General features: G+C 65.0%; 15 protein-coding genes. 5 read left to right on the forward strand and 10 right to left on the reverse strand.

Features of this window, described 5'->3' with window-relative positions; genetic code table 11:
• Positions 1 to 9: 9 nt before the first annotated feature.
• The 4 genes from XarjCFBP7645_RS03355 to XarjCFBP7645_RS03370 all read right to left on the reverse strand — a co-directional run bounded on the left by XarjCFBP7645_RS03355 (position 10) and on the right by XarjCFBP7645_RS03370 (position 3,862).
• Positions 10 to 951, reverse strand: a complete 942-nt coding sequence (locus XarjCFBP7645_RS03355) for a YiiG family protein (protein ID WP_104536224.1) — start codon at positions 949 to 951, stop codon at positions 10 to 12.
• A gap of 108 nt (positions 952 to 1,059) precedes the next feature.
• The gene (locus XarjCFBP7645_RS03360) at positions 1,060 to 2,031 is read right to left on the reverse strand and encodes a YiiG family protein (protein ID WP_181126159.1); all 972 of its coding nucleotides are present in this window, start codon (positions 2,029 to 2,031) and stop codon (positions 1,060 to 1,062) included.
• Between the two features lie 227 nt (positions 2,032 to 2,258).
• Positions 2,259 to 3,074, reverse strand: a complete 816-nt coding sequence (locus XarjCFBP7645_RS03365) for an SDR family oxidoreductase (RefSeq protein ID WP_104536226.1) — start codon at positions 3,072 to 3,074, stop codon at positions 2,259 to 2,261.
• Between the two features lie 128 nt (positions 3,075 to 3,202).
• Complete coding sequence (locus tag XarjCFBP7645_RS03370; RefSeq protein WP_104536227.1) at positions 3,203 to 3,862, reverse strand: serine/threonine-protein kinase; 660 nt, start codon at positions 3,860 to 3,862, stop codon at positions 3,203 to 3,205.
• Positions 3,863 to 4,020: 158 nt separating this feature from the next.
• On the opposite strand from XarjCFBP7645_RS03370, the gene XarjCFBP7645_RS03375 reads away from it, so the two are divergent.
• Positions 4,021 to 6,108 carry a bifunctional DedA family/phosphatase PAP2 family protein gene (locus tag XarjCFBP7645_RS03375; protein ID WP_104536228.1) on the forward strand — a complete coding sequence of 696 codons (2,088 nt, stop codon included), beginning with the start codon at positions 4,021 to 4,023 and terminating at the stop codon, positions 6,106 to 6,108.
• Between the two features lie 340 nt (positions 6,109 to 6,448).
• Here the strand turns inward: XarjCFBP7645_RS03375 and XarjCFBP7645_RS03380 are convergent, their stop codons facing one another.
• The 4 genes from XarjCFBP7645_RS03380 to XarjCFBP7645_RS03395 all read right to left on the reverse strand — a co-directional run bounded on the left by XarjCFBP7645_RS03380 (position 6,449) and on the right by XarjCFBP7645_RS03395 (position 10,338).
• Complete coding sequence (locus XarjCFBP7645_RS03380; protein WP_104536229.1) at positions 6,449 to 7,333, reverse strand: bestrophin family protein; 885 nt, start codon at positions 7,331 to 7,333, stop codon at positions 6,449 to 6,451.
• Between the two features lie 140 nt (positions 7,334 to 7,473).
• Positions 7,474 to 8,070 (reverse strand): LON peptidase substrate-binding domain-containing protein, encoded by a 597-nt coding sequence (locus XarjCFBP7645_RS03385; RefSeq protein WP_104536230.1) that lies wholly within the window; start codon positions 8,068 to 8,070, stop codon positions 7,474 to 7,476.
• Positions 8,067 to 9,437 carry a UDP-N-acetylmuramate:L-alanyl-gamma-D-glutamyl-meso-diaminopimelate ligase gene (mpl, locus tag XarjCFBP7645_RS03390; protein WP_181126160.1) on the reverse strand — a complete coding sequence of 457 codons (1,371 nt, stop codon included), beginning with the start codon at positions 9,435 to 9,437 and terminating at the stop codon, positions 8,067 to 8,069. Before mpl ends, XarjCFBP7645_RS03385 begins: the two co-directional genes overlap by 4 nt.
• 337 nt (positions 9,438 to 9,774) lie before the next feature.
• Positions 9,775 to 10,338 carry an adenylate kinase gene (locus tag XarjCFBP7645_RS03395; RefSeq protein ID WP_024940086.1) on the reverse strand — a complete coding sequence of 188 codons (564 nt, stop codon included), beginning with the start codon at positions 10,336 to 10,338 and terminating at the stop codon, positions 9,775 to 9,777.
• A gap of 157 nt (positions 10,339 to 10,495) precedes the next feature.
• Between XarjCFBP7645_RS03395 and XarjCFBP7645_RS03400 the strand changes: the two genes are divergently transcribed.
• The gene (locus tag XarjCFBP7645_RS03400) at positions 10,496 to 11,752 is read left to right on the forward strand and encodes a 6-phosphofructokinase (RefSeq protein WP_104536231.1); all 1,257 of its coding nucleotides are present in this window, start codon (positions 10,496 to 10,498) and stop codon (positions 11,750 to 11,752) included.
• 275 nt (positions 11,753 to 12,027) lie between these two features.
• On the opposite strand, the gene XarjCFBP7645_RS03405 is transcribed toward XarjCFBP7645_RS03400, so the two are convergent.
• Positions 12,028 to 12,552 carry a hypothetical protein gene (locus XarjCFBP7645_RS03405; protein WP_104536232.1) on the reverse strand — a complete coding sequence of 175 codons (525 nt, stop codon included), beginning with the start codon at positions 12,550 to 12,552 and terminating at the stop codon, positions 12,028 to 12,030.
• A 249-nt stretch (positions 12,553 to 12,801) separates the two neighbouring features.
• On the opposite strand from XarjCFBP7645_RS03405, the gene XarjCFBP7645_RS03410 reads away from it, so the two are divergent.
• A complete protein-coding gene (locus XarjCFBP7645_RS03410) occupies positions 12,802 to 14,829 on the forward strand; it encodes a sodium-translocating pyrophosphatase (protein ID WP_104536233.1) in 2,028 nt (675 codons plus the stop codon).
• A 130-nt stretch (positions 14,830 to 14,959) separates the two neighbouring features.
• On the opposite strand, the gene XarjCFBP7645_RS03415 is transcribed toward XarjCFBP7645_RS03410, so the two are convergent.
• Positions 14,960 to 15,448, reverse strand: coding sequence for a hypothetical protein (locus XarjCFBP7645_RS03415; protein ID WP_104536234.1), 489 nt, complete (start codon positions 15,446 to 15,448; stop codon positions 14,960 to 14,962).
• A 196-nt stretch (positions 15,449 to 15,644) separates the two neighbouring features.
• On the opposite strand from XarjCFBP7645_RS03415, the gene ppa reads away from it, so the two are divergent.
• Complete coding sequence (ppa, locus tag XarjCFBP7645_RS03420; protein ID WP_002804918.1) at positions 15,645 to 16,181, forward strand: inorganic diphosphatase; 537 nt, start codon at positions 15,645 to 15,647, stop codon at positions 16,179 to 16,181.
• 113 nt (positions 16,182 to 16,294) lie between these two features.
• Positions 16,295 to 17,443 carry an HDOD domain-containing protein gene (locus XarjCFBP7645_RS03425; RefSeq protein ID WP_166774155.1) on the forward strand — a complete coding sequence of 383 codons (1,149 nt, stop codon included), beginning with the start codon at positions 16,295 to 16,297 and terminating at the stop codon, positions 17,441 to 17,443.
• Positions 17,444 to 17,591: the final 148 nt, after the last annotated feature.

Here is a 17,591-nt window from a genome sequence, read left to right on the forward strand (position 1 = left end):
TGCACAACATCAATGCGACATCCGGTTGCTCATGTCGATCAGATCGTTGTAGCTGGCCAGCACGGCCTGGCGGGTGCCACCCGGCGGCATCGAACCGCTTTCCAGCAGCATCTGCTCGCTCTTGTTCAATGGTGTCTTGGTGCGGATACGCTCGACCAGGCGCCCCGACTCGCGCGCAAGCTTGTCGGCGGAACGTTCCATGTGGCCCCACATCGCATCGCCCTGGCCGACTTTGGCCTTCTGCGCCTCTTCCAGAATGCTTTGGTAGCGCGTGAGCTGGGCCTGCGCTGCGGCAAGATCCGGCGTGTCGCTGTCGAGCACCTGCACCAGCTGCTTGCCTTCGCCGATGATCTTCAAGTGATACCAGGAGGCGCTGCGGCCTTCTTCTTTTTCGATCGCATCGATCTGCGCCTGGCGACGCGTGTCTTCGTTATGTTCAAGCGCGGTATTCATGGCTTGGCCGGCTTCGAAGAACGCGTGATAGGCCTGCATCAGCGGTGCGTGCAGCGCCTTCATGCCGTTGCCGTCGTCGCGCAGATAATCCTCGCGGTCGTAGTAGCGCACCGCCTCGCCGATACGCTCGTTGAGCGTGGTGAAACGTTCCTGATAGGTCTTTGCCACCGGGTCGAGCTCGGGGCTGGCGGGCGTTTGCGCCAAGGCCGCGGTCATCGGCGCGCCGCATTCGTCCACGTGATGCGACAGTACCGTGCCCGGTGCATGGATACCGCTTTCCTTGCCGGTCGGACCAGCCTCGGGGTCCTGCATCCACTCGATGTATTGCTGATAGCTCTCATGGATCGGCTGCTCGACGCCGTTGAAGCACGTGATGTAGGCATTGATCTTGTCGGCGCCTTCCACTGCGGCGGCGGGCGCGTCTTTCTGGCAGCCGGCAAGCAGCGCGGCGAAAGCCATCGCCGCGGTGAGCGGCGCATAACGAAGTCGATGGGTCATTTCAGGTTCCGTTGATGGGTTGGAGAAGGTGGCGCCGCAACGTGCGGCCCAATGACATCTGGCGCAGCCGGTCACCGGCACGCGCGCGATGGTTGAGGACAGCGGTGATTACTCACGATTGCTTTCGGACACCAGCGCGTTGTAGGTGTTGAGCAGCTTGCGCGACGAGCCTTCGGGCGCCAGCGAAGAGCTATTCAACCAGCCCTGTTCCATCTTGCTATAGGGCGTTTTTTCGATCACGCGTTTCACCCGCGCCTTGGCTTGTCTGCGGAAAGTTTCCGCAGCGGTTTCGAAGCTGTTCCAGGTCAGCCTGCCTGGCTCCTGATCGGCCACCGTGGCATGTGCCTCATCGGAGAGACGGTTGAAGCCGTCCAGCAAAGCGTTGACCCGCGGCACGTCGAACTGATCTTCTTCCAGCGCATCGGCGATCTTCTTGGCGTCGAGCATCATCGCCAGCCGGTAGTACTCGCGCGTGCGGCCCTCGCCCTGCTCCAGCAGCTTGAGTTTTTCGCGTTGCGCCGCGTCGTTTTGCATGTCCAGTTCGGCACTGAAGGCAGTACTGGCATCGGCATAGTTTGCCAGCGCCTCCATCAGCTCCGGGTGCAGCTGTTTACCCTTGGCGAACTGGTCGTCTTCGTAGTCCTGACGCGTGTAGTAATCGGCCACCGCGTGACTGATCGGCTGCAGTGCCTTCAATGCCGCGCGATAGTCGCGTGCCGCCTTGTCCAATGCAGGCAGCGATGGTTTCGCCGCGGCGGCCGCGCTGATCGGCGCATAGCACTGCCTCATGTCGTCGTGGTCGATATCGTACGGACCGGTCATGCCGGACTCGCGACCGGTCGGGCCGGCGAACGGGTCCTGCATCCAGCCGGTGTAGTACCTGGCGCCGGCGTGCACCTTCGCGTTGACGCGGTTGAAGCAGTCGATGTAGGCGCCGAGCTTGGTGTTGAGGCCCTGCAAGGAATCCAGCTGTCCTTCAGTCGTTTTGCTATCGGCACCGGTTGCAGGCTGCAGCGGCTTTCCGCCGCAGCCGGCTGCCAGGACGGACACCGAAGCTGCCATAACAAGCACACGGAACATCGAAAACACGCGCGATACATCCCTGTTGGAAACGTTTTCAGCCGCGTACGATAGCAAACCCTACTGTGAACCTTTTGTGCTTACTGCAGGGCGGGCGTGACGTGGTTGAGCTTCTGGGCCGCGGCCGATGGGCAGCCATCCCCTTACGCCGAAAACGCTGCAACTGCGCACGCTGATCCGGGGTGCCCCTCCTGTCCGGCCGGCGCGCGGTGCGATGTTGGCCACGCTCAGTCGAGAAACAGATCCGGCAACAACGCACGCGACGGGTCGACCGCATAGCCGCTCAGGTCGGTGATGCCGGCCTGGGCCAGCACCTGGTCGTCGATCAGGAACTGGCCATGAAATCCGGCCGCCTGGCGCGTCAGCACCGCATGTGCCGCGTCGGCCATGATCTCCGGCCGGCGACACGCGGCCGCATCCACGCCATCGATCATGTTGATCGCATCGGTGGCGATAATGGTGCGCGGCCACAGCGCATTGATCGCCACGCCCTGCGGGCCGAACTCGGCTGCCAGCCCCAGGGTCACCAGGCTCATGCCCATCTTCGCCAGCGTGTAGCCGGTATGCGCGCCCCACCACGCCGGGTTCAAGGACGGTGGCGGAGCCAGCGTGAGGATGTGTGGATTGGGCGCCTGCAGCAGATGCGGCAGGCACGCTTGTGCGCACAGAAAACTGCCCCGCGCGTTGACTTGCTGCATCAGGTCGAAGCGCTTCATCGGGGTGTCCAACGCACCACGCAACCAGATCGCACTGGCATTGTTGACCAGGATATCGATACCGCCAAATGCATCGATCGTCGCGGCAACGGCCGCACGCACCTGGTCTTCGTCGCGGATATCGCACCTGAGCGCCAGCGCCTGCCCACCGGCTGCGGTCACCGCCGCGGCCGCGCTATGGATGGTGCCGGGCAACTTGGGATTGGCCACTGCCGATTTGGCCGCGATCGCCACATTGGCCCCATCCCGCGCCGCCCGCAACGCAATCGCCAGCCCGATCCCGCGCGAGGCACCGGTGATGAAGAGGGTTTTGCCTTTCAAGGTCATGGGATTGGGGAATCGAGAATGGGGAATCGCAAAAGCTTAGCGCCTTGAATGTTCAGCAGCCTATGAACGATCAGCCGCCGCGATGCGCACTACCGATTCCCTACTCCCGATTCCTGATTCCCCGCCCCTCAAGGCTTCGGCCCCTGCCCCTCGTTGTCTTCCCAATGCAGCACGCGGCGGGTCACGAAGCGGTAGACCGGCTTGCCGGTGGCGAACCACAGCTTGCGGACCCAGGAGGTGCGCTTGAGCACGCGGCGTTCCACCGGGGTGATCGCGGCCGGGCAATACATGCGCTTGTGCTTGAGCAGGTGACGCAGGTCTTCGCGTGCAAGCAGACGCATCCAGGGCGCTCGGGGATGGCCGCGTACCGCCAGCTGGAAATCGATGACCGCCGGGCAGCCGTCGTCCTGCACCAGCCAGTTGGCTTCCTTGGCCAGATCGTTGTGCGCCACCCCGCGGCGGTGCAGCTGCTGCAACAACTTGCGCGCGCTGCGGAAGTAGGCCAGATCGCCGCGCGGCGGGCGCTGATACATCGCATCGCCGGCCAGGTAGCTGCGATCCAGATGGCGTCCGTCCCAGCGCAACAGACGCGGCGTCCGCGCCAGGCCGTCCAGCTGGCGCAGGGCCAATGCCTCGCGCCGCGCCAGCCACCAGGCCACGCCGCGCAGCAGCCACGGCGCCACGCTCAGGTCGCGCCGCACAAACAGGCGGTCGGCGTCGCGAATCAACAGGATGCGCCCGAAGGTATCGGACTTCAGCGGCAGATTGCCGGCAGGATCGTCACTCATCCCCCATTGTAGGCGGGGCGCCTGCATCGCTACAGCACGCGCTGCCAGCACGCCACGCACCGGTGCTGCGTCGTCCGCTCGCAACCTCAGGTGAAGCGGACAGGCCGATGTGAGGACGGCGCAAGTCACCCGTCGCCATGCCCACCTATAATCGCGGGATGAATTCATGGATCGACGCCACGCTGGAGTGGATCGGACACCACCCCACCCTGGCTGGCGTGGCGATCTTTGCCATCGCATTTTGCGATGCGGTGATCGTACTCGGTGCCATCGTGCCGGCGCTGCCGTTGCTGTTCGCCATCGGTGTGCTGATCGGGTTGGGTCAGATCAACGGGCCGTACGCGGTGGCCTGCGCCACCCTGGGCGCCTTCGTCGGCGATGCGCTGAGTTTTTGGGTCGGCCATCGTTGGGGCCACCAGTTGCACACCTATTGGCCGTTTCGCCGCTACCCGCAGCTACTGGAGCGTGGCGAGCTGCTGTTTCGGCGCAATGCGTTCAAGAGCATCCTGATCGCGCGCTACGTGGGCGCGGTGCGGCCGTTCGTGCCGGCCATCGCCGGCATGGCGCACATGCCGTTCAAGCGCTATCTGGTCGCCAGCGGTCTGGCCTGCATCTCGTGGGCGCTGCTGTTCCTGGTACCCGGCTGGGTGCTGGGCACTGCCTACGACGCGGTGGCCGCGGTCGCCGGCCGTCTGTTCGTGGTGGTCACCTTGCTGGCCGCAGTGATCGGCCTGGCCTGGGCGATGGTGCTGTACTCGTACCGCTGGTCGGCCGGCCATCTGGATGCCTTGCTGGCGCGGCTGCTGGAGTGGTCGCATCGACATCCGGTGCTGGGCAACTGGTCGGTGAGCGTGTTCGACCCGCGCCGTCGCGAGTCGGTACCGCTGGCGATGATGGCGCTGATGCTGTTGCTGCTTGGCTGGGGCTGGTTCGTGTTGCTGATGGTGGTGCTGGCGCATGGCGAGCCGCTGCGCGTGGACCTGGCCGTGCACGATCTGATGCTGGCGCTGCGCAATCCGCTGGCCGACTACCCGATGGTGGCGCTGGCGTCGCTGGGCGACTGGCAGGTGCTGCTGCCGGCGATCGCGGCGGCGATGTGCTACCTGGCCTGGCGGCGCCGCTGGATGGCAGTGACGCACTGGGTGATCGCGCTGGCCTTCGGCCTTGCGTTGACACAGTTGCTGGGCGCCACCGTGCAGGTGGTACGCCCGCCGGCAGCCAGCAGCGGCTTCGGGTTTCCGTCGGTGGCGGTCACCATGGCCACGATCGGCTTTGGTTTCTTCGCGCTGCTGATCGCGCGCGAGCTGCCGGGCCGGCGCCGGGTGTGGCCGTATCTGGTCAGTGGTGCGATCGTGTCGCTGATCGGCTTTGCGCGCCTGTATCTGGGCGCGCACTGGCTCAGCGACGTGGTCGGCGGCATGCTGTTCGGCATCTTCTGGCTGCTGGTGCTGGGCATCGCCTACCGCCGTCGTGCCACCCGCGCGTTCTGGGTCAAGCCGGTCTCGTGGATCTTCTACGGCGTGTTCCTGACCTGCGCGGTCGTGTTCGCGCCGCGCGATCTGCATGCCAAGCTGGCCAAGTTCGAACCGCCGCCGCCGTCACTGATGGAATTGCCTGCCAACGACTGGTGGAATGGCCAGTGGCGCCTGCTGCCCGCACGCCGCAACGAATTCGACGACGACCAGCGCTGGCCGCTGGACGTGCAACTGGCCGGCCCGCTGGCACCGCTGCAGCGTCAGCTGGAAGCACGCGGTTGGCGGGTGCAACCGCAGGCTGGCTGGGAACAGGCGTTGCATCTGCTCGATGTCAGCGGCCGCCCGGACGAGGTACCGATCCTGCCGGCCACGCTGGACACGCAGGTGGAAGCCCTGCTGATGGTGCGTCACGCTGCGCCCGGCCATGTGCATGTGTTGCGCCTGTGGCCAGCGGCCGCACGCCTGCAGCCCGGCGCGCAGCCGTTGTGGGTGGGCAGCACGCAGACGCTGCGCTACAGCCGGCACTTCAGCCTGATCGGCCTGTGGTATCCGCTGCGTGGGGTCGACCCGGCACTGAGTGCATTGCGCCAGGCACTGGACCCGTTGCCGTATCGCCTGGAACAGCGTCGACGCTCGCAGGTGCCGGTGATCCTGATCGACAGCACGGCGGGAAATGCGATGCGGCAAGAGGACAAAGACAACGCTGCACCGCAGACGGAAACCACGGCATCCAATCCGGCTGCATCGGGTCCGTCACGACAGCGCCGTTGATCGATCGGGCAACAGCGATCGGTCAATGAACGCGTAGTCCTGTAGATAGGACCTGCTAATAAAACTTCTTGAACGCTGTATCGATGGCGGCAACGTGGTCGCACCACTTGGATGCAGCCGAGTGTTCAGGTCACCAGCCTGGTTAGTCGAGCGCGCGGCGCCCTCACCGCTGGCGGGACACGCCATGCATCCGTGCGTGGAGGCTCGGTGGCAGCATCCCGCGACGGCTCTACAACCGACGCATCCGCACCGTTCGATCACCTCTCAAGGTGATCGAGAGCTTGCGCTTCAGCGCCGTTTGGTTACGCACACAAGTCGCATTGGTGCAGGCGCGAAGCACTCACCACAACACGCCATCCACCGGCTGCATCGGCTCCGGCGCCCGTTCGCCGATCGCCTGCAGCACATCGATTTCCACCGTGCGGCACATGCTGTCCAGCGGCAGGTCGTGGATGGTGTTGGCGAACGGGTCGACCAACTCGTCGCCGATCTTGAGTACCGCCAGGAACATCAGGCCGGCCACGGTCGACCCCACGGGCGTTGCGTACTGCAGCGTTTCCACCAGGCCGATCGGCAGCAAGACGCAGAACAGCCGCGTAAACAGGTTCGGATAGAAGCGGTACTGATATGGCAACGGGGTATTTTTCAGCCGTTCCATGCCGCCCTGTGCGTTGGCGATATCCACCAGGATGCGCTCCACACTGGCTTGCTGGATGCTGTCGATCCAGCCATCGCGACGCGCCTGTTCGATGTTGCGCCCGGTGATGTCGAGCAGGCCATTGGCGACATTGGTGCGCGCGATCACCGTAGCCACTTCGTCGGCATGCAGACGCGGCTCCAGCGCCATCGCCACCGGAAGTCGACGTAGCTGGCACCGCAACGCATTGACGTAGGCGATCTGGCGCAGCGCAATGGTGCGTCCCAGCGCTGCCGCTTCCGGCGCGGACAGGATGCTGACGCTCAGGCGCACCAGATTGCGCGATGCATTGATCATCTGGCCCCACAGCACACGCCCTTCCCACCAGCGTTGGTAGGTCGAGTTGGCGCGAAAGCCCAGGAACAACGCCAAAGCCGAACCGAAGATGGTCAACGGCAACGCGGGCGCGCGGAACGGCAGCACGTAGTAGATGATCGTGATCAATACGTCCCATACGAACAAGACCGCCAGGGTTCGCCAGACCTGACTGAACACATCCGCCACGCGCGGTTTGACATCGATGATCAAGGCACACCCCATGAAGCGATAACGAGTGACGCCGATGCGTACATCCACTGCATGGATGCCATCGTGAGCGCACTCAAGCGTGGCGAGTGTGCCGTTGCGAGGGTGCAAGCGCGGTGATGGGTCGCGCTAGTCTTACCGCGTCACGGCATCCAGGCGAGCAACTGGTCCAGACGCCGATGCGGATCGTCCTGCTGCAACAGCGACAGACGCTGCTGTTCGGTCAACGGCAGCAGCTCGGCCAGCCGCCAGCCTACCCATGCCGCCTGGTCCAGCAGCTGCGGCCCGGCAGAGGCGAATTCGCCGCCGACCTGTTCGAGCATGCGCTCGAGCACGGTTGCCAGCAGACCATGCTCGGGCCGCAGTTCGTCGTCGCTGTCGGGCTCGCACCAACTCACCTCGCCGACCACCAGCCCGTTGTCGCGGATGCGCGAGCGCTGCACACGAAAGCGACGCGTGCCGCGCAGGCGCAACACCAGCACGCCATCGGCACCGACATCGAAATCCTCGATACGCACTTCGGTGCCGAACGCAGCCGGTGTCGCCGGCACGCCGACTTCAGTGCCATCCAGGATCAGGCACACGCCGAAGCTGCTACCGGTGCGGCCGCTCTCGCGCACCAGGTCCAGATAGCGGCGCTCGAACACGCGCAAACCGATTGCCGCACCCGGCAACAACACGCTGTGCAGCGGAAACAGCGGCAAGGCGCTGGTGTCGGCGGTGCTTGTGAGGTCGGTCATGGGGCCAATTGCGCCAGGAAGCGACGCGGCGCGCCATCGAAACCGCCATTGGACATGAACACCACATGGTCGCCCGGCTGCGCGATCTCGCCCAGCGTCTGCAGCAATGCCTCCACGTCATGCGCCACATGCGCTTCACCGCGCACCTGCGCGATGATCGGTGCGGCATCCCAGGCCAACTCGGGCCGATGCAGAAACACCACCGCATCGGCATCACGCAACGACGGCGCCAATGCCTGCGCATGCGCGCCCAGCCGCATCGAATTGCTGCGCGGCTCCATCGCCACCAGTACGCGCGCCGCGCCGACCTTCGCACGCAAGCCCTGCAAGGTGGTCGCAATCGCGGTGGGGTGATGGGCAAAGTCGTCGTACACGGTGATGTCGCGTGCCTGCCCCAACAGCTCCAACCGCCGTTTGACGCTTTGAAAGCGCGCCAGCGCCGGCATTACCGTCGCCGGATCCACGCCCACCGCATGCACGGCCGCCAGGGCCGCCAATCCATTGAGCACGTTGTGCCGACCGACCAGCGGCCACTGCACCTGGCCGATCTCCACCCCATGCCGCAACACCGCGAACGCGCTGCCGTCGGCGGCGATCAAGCGTGCGCTCCAGTCGAGGGAGGCATCGAAACCGAAGCGCTCCACCGGCGTCCAGCAGCCCATCGCCAGCACCTCGGCCAGGCGCGCATCCTCGCCGTTGACGATCAGCCGCCCGCGCGCCGGCACCGTGCGCACCAGATGATGGAACTGGCGCTGGATCGCCGCCACGTCCGGAAAGATATCGGCGTGGTCGTACTCGAGGTTGTTGAGGATCGCCACCAGCGGCCGGTAGTGCACGAACTTGCTGCGCTTGTCGAAGAACGCAGTGTCATATTCGTCGGCTTCCACCACGAATTCGCGTCCCTGGCCCAGCCGCGCCGACGCCCCAAAGTCTTCGGCCACGCCACCGATCAGAAAACCCGGCGCGCGCCCGGCGGCTTCCAGCAGGTAGCTCAGGATGGTGGTGGTGGTGGTCTTGCCATGCGTGCCGGCGACAGCCAGAGTGTCGCGGCCCGGCAGCACCTGCTCGGCCAGCCACTGCGCACCGGAGGTGTAGCGACGGCCGGCATCGAGCACCGCTTCCACCGCCGGGTTGCCGCGCGACAAGGCATTGCCGATGACGACATCGCTGGCATCTGCCGAGATACTGGACGGCGCGTAGCCTTGTGCCAGCGCGATGCCGAGGGTTTCCAGTTGGGTGGACATCGGCGGATAGATGGCCTGGTCGCTGCCCTCTACCTGCCAGCCCAGCTCGCGCGCAAGGGCGGCGACACCGCCCATGAAGGTCCCGGCGATGCCGAGGATGTGGAGTTTGGTCATGGAGCGCATTGTCGCCGATCGCCGGAGGTACGGGCCATTCCGCTCACTGCCGAGCGCGGTATCGGCAAGCCCCTGCCACATCGTCATAAATGTCCCGATGTGCGAACTGCGTCACGTTCATCACCATACTGAACGCCAGTCGCGGCCCTTTAGTCCTACTCCCCCGACAGGCCAAAATTTCCCAGGCAACTCATGCTGTGGAGCGCTGAGCAAGCTCGTTACCGGCGTTGTTCTGCCCCGGTCGTCCCATACGCCAGGGGCGTTTGTTTTTGCAACGTCGCGCGAGCCGCACCAGCTGCCAGCGCGCGGCTCGGCGGACCGGGCACACTGCCCGGCCCCAACCGACTCAGCGACCGAGCGCGGTGCCGATACGCTCCAGCACTTCATCCAGCGAGCCCACGCCGTCCACGCGTGCCAGCTTGCCGCGCTGTTCGTAGAAACCGATTACCGGCGCCGTGGAGTCGGTATAGACCTGCAGGCGCTTGCGTACCGACTCGGGATTGTCGTCCTCGCGGCCCTCGGCCTTGGCGCGGCCGGCGATGCGCTCGACCAGCAGCTCGCTGGCCACGTCCAGCTGCACCACTGCATCCAGCGGCTGGCCGATCTTGCCGAGCAGGTCATCCAGCGCATTGGCCTGCGCCACGTTGCGCGGATAGCCGTCGAGGATGAAACCCTTGGCGACATCGGCCTGACCGAGCCGCGCCTCCAGCATGCCAAGCAGAATCTCGTCGGAGACCAGATCACCGCGTGCCATCACTTCCTTGGCCTTCAGGCCAAGCGGTGAGCCGGCGGCCACTTCGGCGCGCAGCAGATCGCCGGTGGAAATATGCGGGATCTCAAACTTGTCTTTGAGACGTGTCGCCTGGGTGCCCTTGCCCGAACCGGGCGGTCCCAACAGAACCAATCGCATCAGTGGACTCCACTTTCGAATAAAAACGCGTTGCGGTAGGCGGCGTTAGACTCAGGTCTTCGCCAGCGCTGACCGTATGGTCCTGCAGCTTACCGCATCCGGGGAATGTCCCGGCACTGTCCCCTGCGCCATGTCCCGTGTGAGGAGTCCGCCCCCTATGTCTACTGGCAACTTGTTGTATGCCCAATCCGGCGGCGTCACTGCCGTCATCAACGCCACCGCCGCCGGGGTGATCACCGAGGCGCGCGCGCGCAGGATCAAGGTACTGGCCGCACGCAACGGCATCCTGGGCGCATTGCGCGAGGAGCTGATCGATACCTCGAAGGAGTCTGCCGCCGCCATCGCCGCACTGGCGCAGACCCCCGGTGGCGCGTTCGGCTCGTGCCGCTACAAGCTCAAATCGCTGGAGGAAGACAACGCCAAATACGAGCGCCTGCTCGATGTGCTGCGTGCGCACGACGTGCGCTGGTTCCTCTACAACGGCGGCAACGACTCGGCCGACACCGCCTGGAAGGTCTCGCAGCTGGCCAAGGCCTATGGCTACCCGCTGCACTGCATCGGCGTGCCCAAGACCATCGACAATGATCTGGCGGTGACCGATACCTGCCCCGGCTTCGGCTCTGCGGCCAAATACACCGCGGTGTCGGTGCGCGAGGCCGCTCTGGATGTCGCCGCCATGGCCGACACCTCGACCAACGTCTTCATTTACGAGGCGATGGGCCGGCACGCCGGCTGGCTCGCCGCCGCCGCAGGCCTGGCCGGCCAGGGCCCGGACGATGCGCCGCAGATCATCCTGCTGCCCGAGCGCGCCTACGACCAGGCCCGGTTTCTGGCCAAGGTCAAGCAGGTGGTGGAAAAGGTCGGCTGGTGCGTGGTCGTGGCCAGCGAAGGCATCCAGGACGCAGACGGCAGCTTCGTCGCCGATGCCGGCGGCGCGACCGATTCGTTCGGCCATGCGCAACTGGGCGGCGTTGCATCGTTTCTCGCTGCGCAGGTCAAGCAGGAACTCGGCTACAAGGTGCACTGGACGCTGCCCGATTACCTGCAGCGTTCCGCACGCCACCTCGCATCCGGGACCGATTGGGAACAGGCGCAGGCCGTCGGCAAGGCCGCGGTGCAGTACGCACTCAAGGGCATGAACGCGGTGATCCCGGTGATCGAACGCGTCAGCGACGTGCCGTACCGTTGGAAGATCGTGCCGGCCCCGCTGCACAAGGTGGCCAATCACGAAAAGAAGATGCCGCCCAGCTTCCTGCGCAAGGACGGCTTCGGCATCACCGAACGCGCCCGTCGCTATTTCGCCCCGTTGATCAAGGGCCAGGCCCCACTGGCCTACGGCAGAGATGGCCTGCCGAAGTATGTGACGTTGAAGAATGCGGCAGTGGCGAAGAAATTGCCGAAGTGGGAGGGATAAACGTCGGCGTGGGCGGAAGGGGTAGTGGACACTGCAAACCCATACACCCGCTCGCACATCTGTCTCAGTGCTCATGCACCGCGACACGGGATGCGGGCCATCGATACAGCGCTTACCGTCGTGGTCCAGGTGTTTGACGACGCTGATTGACGGATGCGCCGCTGCGACGATGCAGACGGTGCAGACGGTGCACGCGGTTTTGTGAAGCGTCATGCAAACAACCCCGGCCTGGCCGGGGTTTGTTGTCAATAGAGTGACTGACGCGAACGCCCGGGTTACCGACAGGCCTTGCCTTCCACCGTCATCTGCGCAGCGAACATCGACACTTGCGGGATCTTTCCGGCGGCAGCCTGTTGCTTTGCATCTTCCAGGTAGATGCGCGATTGGCCTTGGCCATCGAGCTGCGGCTTGGCATCCACCGGCTTGCGCCAGACGCGCACCACTGCCTGCTGCGCAGGGCAGGCAGCGCTGGGGACGCGGATCACGTCGTTGAAGATCCAGCCCGACGCGACACTGGGGGTGGCCTTGGCGAAATCCACGAAGCGCGCGCGCGGTTGACAGGTGGGACTGCTGCGTACAATCGACAAGGTATACGGCTGCGCAGCATTGCCGGTGAACACGCCTTCCAGGCGCGCACAGGCTTCGGGGATCTGGCGCAGGGTGTGCACGGCGCCGACCGCTTGGGCGGTGCCGGCTGGGCGTTGTTTCAGTTCCGGTGTCGGTTCGGCAGCGAGCGCATGGGCGCTGAGCAGTACTGCAGCGATCGTCACGGCATATTTTGACGCGGCATGGTTCGACATAGTCACTCCTGGATCGGCTCGATCACGTTGGCCGCAGGCTGTCATGCCGCGACTGAACGACGCGCCAAAGCCGCGGTGCTGGCAGCGGCGCCAGCCCCGGCGCATACTCGCCCGCAATCCGGCCACCCGAACATCGCGACGCGCATTACGGCTGCCATGGCCGTCGAGTCCGTATTCGCCACTCCACTCGCTGCGTGCATCGCCCTTGGTTCGTCCCGACCGGACGACATCCATTCTCTGGGAGGGGTCATGCTGGAACACTACGGGTTACCACTTGCGCTGGGATGTGCGGTCCTGGCAATCGTCTATGGCGGTGTGTCGGCACGCTGGGTGGTCGCGCAGCCGAGCGGCAACGCACGCATGCAGGAGATCGCCGCCGCAATCCAGGAAGGCGCACGCGCGTATCTCAACCGGCAATACCTCACCATTTCGATTGCCGGCGGCGTGCTGTTCGTCCTGGTCGGGCTGTTTCTGAGTTGGTACACCGCCATCGGGTTTGCGATCGGTGCGGTGCTGTCCGGGTTGGCCGGCTACATCGGCATGAACGTATCGGTACGCGCCAACGTGCGCACGGCCGAGGCCGCACGCCATGGCATCGGCCGTGCGATGGACGTGGCGTTCCGTGGCGGCGCCATCACCGGCATGCTGGTGGTGGGGCTGGGATTGCTCGGGGTAGCCGGTTACTACGCGGTGCTGCAGGCGATGGGCCTGCCGCTGGAGCGCAACCTGCATGCGCTGGTGGGGCTGGCATTCGGCTCGTCGCTGATTTCGATTTTCGCGCGCCTGGGTGGCGGCATTTTCACCAAGGGTGCGGATGTGGGCGCGGATCTGGTCGGCAAGGTGGAAGCCGGCATCCCCGAGGACGACCCGCGCAATCCGGCGGTGATCGCAGACAATGTCGGCGACAACGTGGGCGACTGCGCAGGCATGGCAGCGGATCTGTTCGAAACCTATGCGGTAACCGTGATCGCCACGATGCTGCTCGGCAGTCTGACGCTGACCGAAACCGGGCCGCATGCGGTGCTTTATCCGTTGGTGCTGGGCGGTGTCTCCATCATCGCTTCGATCGTGGGCCCCTCGTTCGTCAAGGTCAGCGCGGGCGGCTCGATCATGGGCGCGCTCTATCGAGGCGTGATCGTCTCCGGCCTCTTGGCCGCACTCGCCTACTGGCCGATCACCCAGTCGCTGATGCGCGACAACACGCATGGCGCCATGGCCTTGTACGCCTGCGCATTGATCGGCCTGGTGCTCACCGGCCTGATCGTCTGGATCACCGAGTACTACACCGGCACCCAGTACAAGCCGGTACAGCACGTGGCCGCCGCAAGCACCACCGGCCACGGCACCAACATCATTGCCGGGCTGGGCGTCTCGATGAAATCCACCGCGCTGCCGGTCATCGCGGTGTGCGCGGCAATCTGGGGCGCGTTTCATTTCGGCGGTTTGTACGGCATTGCGACCGCAGCCACTGCAATGCTTTCGATGGCCGGTATGATCGTGGCGCTGGATGCGTACGGGCCGATCACCGACAACGCCGGCGGCATCGCCGAAATGGCCGAACTGCCGCCGGAGGTGCGCAACATCACCGATCCACTGGATGCGGTAGGCAACACCACCAAGGCAGTTACCAAGGGCTATGCGATCGGCTCGGCCGCGCTGGCCGCGCTGGTGCTGTTTGCCGACTACACGCACAACCTGCAGGCGGCCAACCCCGGCCAGGTTTTCGCCTTCGACCTGTCCGACCACAGCGTGATCATCGGCTTGTTGATCGGCGGCTTGATCCCGTATCTGTTCGGCGCGATGGCGATGGAGGCGGTTGGGCGAGCGGCAGGCGCGGTGGTCGAAGAAGTGCGTCGCCAGTTCCGTGAGATCCCCGGAATCATGGCCGGCACCGCCAAGCCGCAATACGACCGCGCAGTCGACATGCTGACCCGCTCGGCGATTCGCGAAATGATCCTGCCCTCGCTGCTGCCGGTGGTGGTGCCGGTGGTGGTCGGGCTGCTGCTCGGCCCGCGTGCCCTGGGCGGATTGTTGATCGGCACGATCGTGACCGGCCTGTTCCTGGCGATTTCGATGACCACCGGCGGCGGGGCTTGGGACAACGCCAAGAAGTACATCGAAGACGGCCACTTCGGCGGCAAGGGCAGCGAGGCGCACAAGGCCGCCATCACCGGCGATACGGTAGGCGATCCGTACAAGGACACCGCCGGGCCGGCGATCAACCCATTGATCAAGATCATCAATATCGTGGCCCTGCTACTGGTGCCGCTGCTTTGAGGACCACGTGCCGCAAGCTGCGGGCCGATCGAAGGTGATGGAAGCCGGGACCCGGCACGTGCCAACCCGCGCTCCGGGTCCCAGGCGCCGCGCCAGGTCCTGCGATTGCTTGCAGCGCTTATCGGGCCGCTCAGAGGCAACCGATCAAGCCGTCATAGATCGGCGGCGCGCCACCGGGCAGCGGCTCGAACAGCGGGTTGGTCACCGCCAGGGTGCGGTACATCTCGTCCAGATGCGTCCCAGCCTTCAGGGGTGCCGTGCAGCGCCAGACCCGACTGTCCGAGCGCAGGTACCCGCTGCCGGGATCGACGCTGACTTCGCTGGCACCGAAGGTCCAGATGCAGCTGCGCACCACGCCGCTCACCCGGTGCACCGAGCAGCGGAAGCGTAGCGGCTGGTAGTCGCTGAACTCGCCGCCGCAGAAGGTGTCGCCGCAGATCTGGTCGAAGTCGTGCTCCAGCCGCTGTTCCAGATCAACAAAGGCTTCCCAGCCTTCGCCGTTGGAGGGCCAGTCCACCGCATCGACGAAAGTCAGCAAGGATGCCGGTGTCGCCGCAGTGGCGAGCTGGGCGACACCGGAGAGCAGCAGCACAACGAGCAAACGCACAGGCTTGAACATGGCAGTTCCCGAGCAGTGGATGAGTCTGCAGCGTGCTCCGTGCCCTGGGCTGCGACGATCGGGCAACTCCCTTGGATGAATGCGGGCTATGCCGCACACGGCGGTCAGAACATTGCCCATTCAGTGTCGCTGCACCGCAACAGCCGAACGCGTAGAATCGCGCTCCACACTGGATGACGCCTCGGGAGTTACGCGCATGGGTCTTGAACTGGTCACCTCCGGCAAGAATCTGCCGGAAGAAATCAATGTCGTCATCGAAATTCCGAAGGATTCGGAGCCGGTCAAGTACGAAGTGGACAAGGCCAGCGGCGCGATCTTCGTCGACCGCATCCTGTCCACGCCGATGCGTTACCCCTGCAACTATGGCTATGTGCCCAACACCCTGTGCGGCGACGGCGACCCGGCCGACGTGCTGGTGGTGCTGCCGCTGCCGTTGGTACCCGGCTCGGTGGTGCGTTGCCGTCCGGTCGGCGTGCTGCGCATGAGCGACGAGGCCGGCAGCGACGAGAAGATCCTGGCGGTGCCGATCGAGAAGATCTTCTCCGGCTACGCACATATCGAGGATATCGACCAGGTGTCCAGCCACTGGATGGAGCGCATCGGCCATTTCTTCGAGCATTACAAGGACTTGGAGAAGGGCAAGTGGGTCAAGCTGGATGGCTGGGGTGGCGCGGCCGAGGCCAAGCGCATCCTGGTGGAGTCGGTGGAACGCTATAATTCCGACGCACCCTGATCCAACGACCGTGATGCAGCCCCGTGATCGCGGGGCGATCGGGATCACGCTTTCGGCGTGATCCCGATGACTGCCGGCGGCGGATTGGGTACATTGCCGACAGCGTTTGGCCGGTGTCTGTCACTGGTGACTCTTGGGGAAGTGTCTTGCGTATTCTGTTTGTTGGGGACGAAGCCAGCCTTCCGTCCGAACTGGGCGACTATGTCGCCGATCTGGGTGATCAGTGGCAAGTGCAGCAGGTGGCCGACGGCAACTCGGCGATCGAGGCGGCCGCGTTATCGCCGTTCGATGCGGTCATCGTCGCCCCCGTCCTGCCCGATCTCACGTCCGCCACGTTGCTGGGACAGATTCGTACGCTGCGCCCGGACACCATCCGCATCGCCTTGATCGATGCCCAGGATGGTCAGCGCACGCCGCCGGCGCGCATCATTGGCGTGGCGCACCGCTTCCTGCCGATGCCGCTGGCCCCGGAAGTCCTGCTCGAAGCCATCACCAGCCTGGAAGAACTGCGTGATCTGCTCAGCGATCCGCGCTTGCGCGCCGCGATCGGCCGGATCGAAAAACTGCCGTCGCCGCCGCATCTGTATCTGAGCCTGATGCATGCGCTGGAAGAAGACGAGGGCGCCGACGCGGCCGATATCGCCAAGCTGATTGCCGGCGATCCGGCAATTGCGGCCAAGGTGCTGCAGCTGTGCAATTCCGCGTTCTTCTCCGGCGGACGCAGCATCACCGATCTGCGCACGGCAGTGACCCGCCTGGGCGTGGCCACGCTGCGCGATCTGGTGCTGGCCAGCGAAGTGTTCTCGGTGCAGACCCTGACCCCGGCCGAGCGCAATGCGATGCAGCGCCGCGCCCTGCTCTCCTCGCGGCTGGCAGCCAAGGTGTTGCCGCCCACCAGCGCAGAACTCGGCTCCACCGCCGCACTGCTGGCCGATATCGGCCTGTTGCTCCCTGGCGTGCGCGACGAGCGCGAACCGCCATTGGAAGGCGGCGACGATCGTCTGGGCCATACCGAAGCCGGCGCGTACCTGCTCGGCTTGTGGGGCCTGCCGATGCCGATCATCGAAGCGGTGGCCTTCCATCGCCACCCGCAGCGCTCCAGCCTGCGCAGTTTCTGGGTGACCGGCGCGGTGCATGTGGCGACTGCATTGGCCAGCGGCGAAACCGTGGACGAGGAGTACCTGTCCAAGGTCGGCGTGCTCACACGTTTGCCGACCTGGCGCGAACAGGCCGATACCTTGCTGGGGCTTGCTGAGGCTTGAGCGCGGCACCAGGTTGATGCAAACAAAAAGGCGCGACTCGGTCGCGCCTTTTTGTTTGGCTGTCTGCGCCTGCGCGAATGCAGAAATTGCGCAATGCTACTTATCTGCGCATGCATCGTTACGCTCGCGATTTGCACAGATATCGCGA

Origin of the sequence: Xanthomonas arboricola, assembly GCF_002940665.1 — a bacterium.
GTDB lineage: Bacteria > Pseudomonadota > Gammaproteobacteria > Xanthomonadales > Xanthomonadaceae > Xanthomonas > Xanthomonas arboricola_B.

Excerpts from the sequence above, each read along its gene's own strand:
- XarjCFBP7645_RS03395 (WP_024940086.1), bottom strand. The coding sequence starts at position 10,338 with ATGCGATTGGTTCTGTTGGGACCGCCCGGTTCGGGCAAGGGCACCCAG.
- XarjCFBP7645_RS03400 (WP_104536231.1), top strand. The coding sequence starts at position 10,496 with ATGTCTACTGGCAACTTGTTGTATGCCCAATCCGGCGGCGTCACTGCC.
- mpl (WP_181126160.1), bottom strand. The coding sequence starts at position 9,437 with ATGCGCTCCATGACCAAACTCCACATCCTCGGCATCGCCGGGACCTTC.
- XarjCFBP7645_RS03355 (WP_104536224.1), bottom strand. The coding sequence starts at position 951 with ATGACCCATCGACTTCGTTATGCGCCGCTCACCGCGGCGATGGCTTTC.
- XarjCFBP7645_RS03410 (WP_104536233.1), top strand. The coding sequence starts at position 12,802 with ATGCTGGAACACTACGGGTTACCACTTGCGCTGGGATGTGCGGTCCTG.
- XarjCFBP7645_RS03375 (WP_104536228.1), top strand. The coding sequence starts at position 4,021 with ATGAATTCATGGATCGACGCCACGCTGGAGTGGATCGGACACCACCCC.
- XarjCFBP7645_RS03385 (WP_104536230.1), bottom strand. The coding sequence starts at position 8,070 with ATGACCGACCTCACAAGCACCGCCGACACCAGCGCCTTGCCGCTGTTT.
- XarjCFBP7645_RS03415 (WP_104536234.1), bottom strand. The coding sequence starts at position 15,448 with ATGTTCAAGCCTGTGCGTTTGCTCGTTGTGCTGCTGCTCTCCGGTGTC.
- ppa (WP_002804918.1), top strand. The coding sequence starts at position 15,645 with ATGGGTCTTGAACTGGTCACCTCCGGCAAGAATCTGCCGGAAGAAATC.
- XarjCFBP7645_RS03405 (WP_104536232.1), bottom strand. The coding sequence starts at position 12,552 with ATGTCGAACCATGCCGCGTCAAAATATGCCGTGACGATCGCTGCAGTA.
- XarjCFBP7645_RS03365 (WP_104536226.1), bottom strand. The coding sequence starts at position 3,074 with ATGACCTTGAAAGGCAAAACCCTCTTCATCACCGGTGCCTCGCGCGGG.
- XarjCFBP7645_RS03360 (WP_181126159.1), bottom strand. The coding sequence starts at position 2,031 with ATGTTCCGTGTGCTTGTTATGGCAGCTTCGGTGTCCGTCCTGGCAGCC.
- XarjCFBP7645_RS03370 (WP_104536227.1), bottom strand. The coding sequence starts at position 3,862 with ATGAGTGACGATCCTGCCGGCAATCTGCCGCTGAAGTCCGATACCTTC.